3 protein-coding genes are annotated in these 3,990 nt (G+C 74.0%); 2 read left to right on the top strand and 1 reads right to left on the bottom strand.

The features are described from left to right. A partial coding sequence (locus tag M8J74_RS43710; RefSeq protein WP_249841714.1) for an FHA domain-containing protein occupies positions 1-729 on the bottom strand: 729 nt, incomplete at its 3' end. A gap of 425 nt (positions 730-1,154) precedes the next feature. On the opposite strand from M8J74_RS43710, the gene M8J74_RS43705 reads away from it, so the two are divergent. Together M8J74_RS43705 and M8J74_RS43700 are read left to right on the top strand one after the other, a co-directional pair. Continuing rightward, positions 1,155-2,804: a serine/threonine-protein kinase gene (locus M8J74_RS43705; protein WP_249841713.1), complete on the top strand. Its 1,650-nt coding sequence runs from the start codon at positions 1,155-1,157 to the stop codon at positions 2,802-2,804. Positions 2,805-2,987: 183 nt separating this feature from the next. Further along, positions 2,988-3,990: serine/threonine-protein kinase (locus M8J74_RS43700; protein WP_249841712.1), on the top strand; the 1,003-nt coding region annotated here is incomplete at its 3' end.

The following is a 3,990-nucleotide window of genomic DNA, read 5'->3' as shown; positions in this document are numbered from 1 at the left end:
GGCCGACGCGGCCGGTGCGCCCGGACTCGTGCCGGGCGGGGCTTCCCCCGCCGCGCCCCCGGCGGGGACCCGCACGCAGCCCTCTCCGTCGGCGACCGTCCGCATGCGTGCCCCCGGGCCGCCGGCCGGGGACAGGCGCAGGGCCGACTCGCCGACGCGCAGCAGGGCGCCCGGGGTGAAGCGGACCGGGCGGGTGGTCAGACGGGTGCCGTCCAGGGTGGTGCCGTTCGTGGAGCCGAGGTCGGCGACCGAGACGCGGCCGTCGGCGGCCACCGTCACCGCGCAGTGCAGCCGGGAGACGTCCGGGTCGTCGAGCGGGACGTCGGCGTCGGCGGAGCGGCCGATGCGGATCTCGCCGCCGTGCAGCAGGTGGACGCCGCCCGCGTCCGGGCCCGAGACGACGTGCAGCTGGGTCGGGGCGTCGTCGAGCTCGGGGTGCGGTTCCGGCTCGGCGGGGGCGCCCAGGGACAGTACGGCGCCGTCGATCAGGGGCGGCTCGCCCAGCGTGCACCGCTGGTCGTCGAGCCGCTGCGCGCCCGCGTACAGCACGACCGCGCCGCCTCCGGAAGCGGCGCCGGCGTCACCGGAGACCGCGGAGGCCAGTGCCGAGGCCACCGTGGCCAGGGCCGTGCCGGCGGGTGCCGTGACCAGCACGTCGCGGCTCGCTGCGCGGCCCCGCGCCTTCTCGGGCGGGCCCAGCGGGTCTACGACGGTCAGCCGGATCTGCATCGCCGTCAGCGGTCCCTTCTGCGCGGGCGGCGCGGAATCCCCCCACCCCACACGAGCACGTCGGCCAGTACTGGAGGCATCCTCGCACCTGCCACCGACAACACGCCCATGCCCCGGTCCCAAGTGATCTTGATTGGTCAGCTCTGCCCCTAAAAGTGCCTGACCGTCGGCGCGTCGGCGATCAGTTGAGATCGGTCACGTCCGGTCACGGGCAACCGGCCGACCGGAGCGAGCGTCTTTCCTTCGAACCGAGCACCTTTCCTTCGAACAAGGACGGGAACCGGAACGTAAGAGGCACAGACGGCGCACAGAACGGCGCGGGGACCGACGCGCGGCGCGAGCCACAGAAAGCGGACAGGATGCCGCCCGGCGCGGCGGCACTAGAGTGGACCGGAACACTGGCAAGCAAGCAGGGAGCGCATGACGTGCGGCCGGTAGGCAGCAAGTACCTGCTCGAGGAGCCGCTCGGACGCGGCGCCACGGGCACCGTCTGGCGAGCCCGCCAGCGAGAGACCGCGGGGGCCGAGGCGGCCGTGCCCGGTCAGCCCGGCGAGACGGTCGCGATCAAGGTCCTCAAGGAGGAGCTCGCGAACGACGCCGACATCGTGATGCGGTTCCTCAGAGAGCGTTCCGTCCTGCTGCGCCTGACCCACCCGAACATCGTCCGGGTTCGCGACCTGGTGGTGGAGGGCGATCTGCTGGCGCTCGTCATGGACCTCGTCGAGGGTCCCGACCTGCACCGCTACCTGCGGGAGAACGGCCCCTTCAGCCCCGTCGGCGCCGCCCTGCTCACCGCCCAGATCGCCGACGCGCTCGCCGCCAGCCACGTCGACGGCGTCGTCCACCGCGACCTGAAGCCGGCCAACGTGCTGCTCGCGCAGAACGGCGGCCAGATGCACCCGATGCTCACCGACTTCGGCATCGCCCGTCTGGCCGACTCCCCGGGGCTGACCCGCACCCACGAGTTCGTCGGCACGCCCGCGTACGTGGCGCCGGAGTCCGCCGAGGGCCGCCCGCAGACCTCCGCCGTCGACATCTACGGCGCCGGCATCCTGCTGTACGAGCTGGTCACCGGGCGTCCGCCGTTCAACGGCGGCTCCGCGCTCGAAGTCCTCCACCAGCACCTCAGCGCCGAGCCGCGCCGCCCCTCCACGGTCCCCGACCCGCTGTGGACCGTCATCGAGCGCTGCCTGCGCAAGAACCCGGACGAACGACCCAGCGCCGAGAACCTCGCCCGCGCCCTGCGCGTGGTCGCCGAGGGCATCGGCGTGCACGCCAACTCCGCGCAGATCGCCGCCGCGGACAACGTCGCCGTCCTGCTGGCCCCCGACCCGGCCCCGGCCGCGGTCCCCGGCTCCGCCGACCCCACGCAGGTCCTCCCGCACACCGCGGGCGGCTTCGACCCGAACGCCGCGACGAACGTCATGCCGACCACCGGCCGCCCGGGCCCCGTCGGCGCCGCCGACCCCACCGCCGTACTCCCGAACACGGGGGCCGCCGACCCGACCGCGGTCATGCCGCCGGTGCCCCAGGGACAGCCGGGGCAGCAGCCCGAGCAGCCGCACCCGTGGCAGAACCAGCTGCGCGCCGCCCGCGACCGCAACGAGCAGACCCAGGTGCAGTACCTCGACCCGAACGAGGACCCGCTGCGCCGGCGCCCGCAACGCCAGGTCGCCCGGCCGCAGCAGCAGCCCCGCCCCCAGCAGCAGCGGCCGCCGCAGCGCGGCCAGCAGGGGTACGGCTATCCGCAGCAGCAGCCCCAGCAGTACGCCCCGCCGCAGCACCACCAGCCTCAGCGGTACGCGCCCGCGCCCGAGCCGCAGCGGCCCGTGCGTGAGCCCCGGCAGCCCCGCCAGCCCAGCCCCAACCGGATGAAGATTCCCGGCCTCGGCTGCCTCAAGGGCTGTCTGTTCATGGTCGTCATCCTGTTCGTCGCCGCGTGGCTGGTCTGGGAACTCACCCCGCTGCAGCACTGGATCGGCACGGGCCGGGGCTACTTCTCCGAGCTCAAGCACCTGTACGACAACGTCAGCGGCTGGATCGGCGATCTGAGCAGCAAGTCCGGCGGCAACTGATCCACGGCTCGCCAGTTTGGTGACTTGTCGACATCCGGCGGGTGATTTCCGTCTCCGCGGTGAAGGTTGGCTCGTCCGGCGCGTAGTTTTGTCGGCTGGAAGTCCTGGTCTGTCGGCCGGGGGTCCGGGGGGCGTCCCCCGGAATGACGCAGCAGCGACTCACACGCGTCGGTAGGAGCAGTCTTGGGACGGAAGATCGGCAGCCGTTACACCGCGCACCAGATCCTGGGGCGGGGCAGCGCCGGCACGGTGTGGCTGGGCGAGGGACCGGAAGGACCCGTCGCCATCAAGTTGCTGCGCGAGGATCTCGCCTCCGACCAGGAGCTCGTCGGACGCTTCGTGCAGGAGCGCACGGCCCTGCTCGGGCTGGAGCACCCGCACATCGTCTCCGTCCGCGACCTGGTCGTGGACGGCAACGACCTCGCACTGGTCATGGACCTGGTCCGCGGCACCGATCTGCGCACCCGCCTGGACCGCGAGCGGCGGCTCGCGCCCGAGGCGGCGGTCGCGATAGTCGCCGACGTCGCGGACGGGCTGGCGGCCGCCCACGCCGCCGGGATCGTGCACCGCGACGTCAAGCCGGAGAACGTGCTCCTCGACATGCAGGGCCCGCTGGGCCCGGGCGGCGCGCACCCGGCCCTGCTGACCGACTTCGGCGTGGCCAAGCTGATCGACACCCCCCGCCGGACCCGTGCCACGAAGATCATCGGCACGCCGGACTACCTGGCCCCGGAGATCGTCGAGGGCCTGCCGCCCCGGGCCGCGGTCGACATCTACGCCCTCGCGACCGTCCTGTACGAGCTGCTGGCCGGCTTCACCCCGTTCGGCGGCGGACACCCCGGCGCGGTGCTGCGCCGCCATGTCACGGAGACGGTGGCCCCGCTGCCGGGCATCCCCGACGAGCTGTGGCAGCTGATCGTCCAGTGCCTGGCCAAGGCGCCGGCCTCCCGGCTGCGGGCCTCCGAGCTGGGCGCGCGGCTGCGCGAGCTGCTGCCGCTGATCGCCGGGATGCCGCCGCTGGACGTCGACGAGCCGGACGTGGAGCCCGCGGAGGAGGCCGAGGAGGCGCCCGCGGCGGTGCGGTCCGGCGAGCCGGTGCGGCGGCGCGGCGCGGTGCCCCTGGTGCCGGGCGCGAAGCCGGCCGACTCCAACCGCGACACCCACACCTCGATGCGGGTGCCGGGGC

It is taken from the genome of Streptomyces panaciradicis (assembly GCF_023516615.1).
Classification (GTDB): Bacteria; Actinomycetota; Actinomycetes; order Streptomycetales; family Streptomycetaceae; genus Streptomyces; species Streptomyces panaciradicis.
This window is presented reverse-complemented; position numbering and strand designations above follow the sequence as displayed.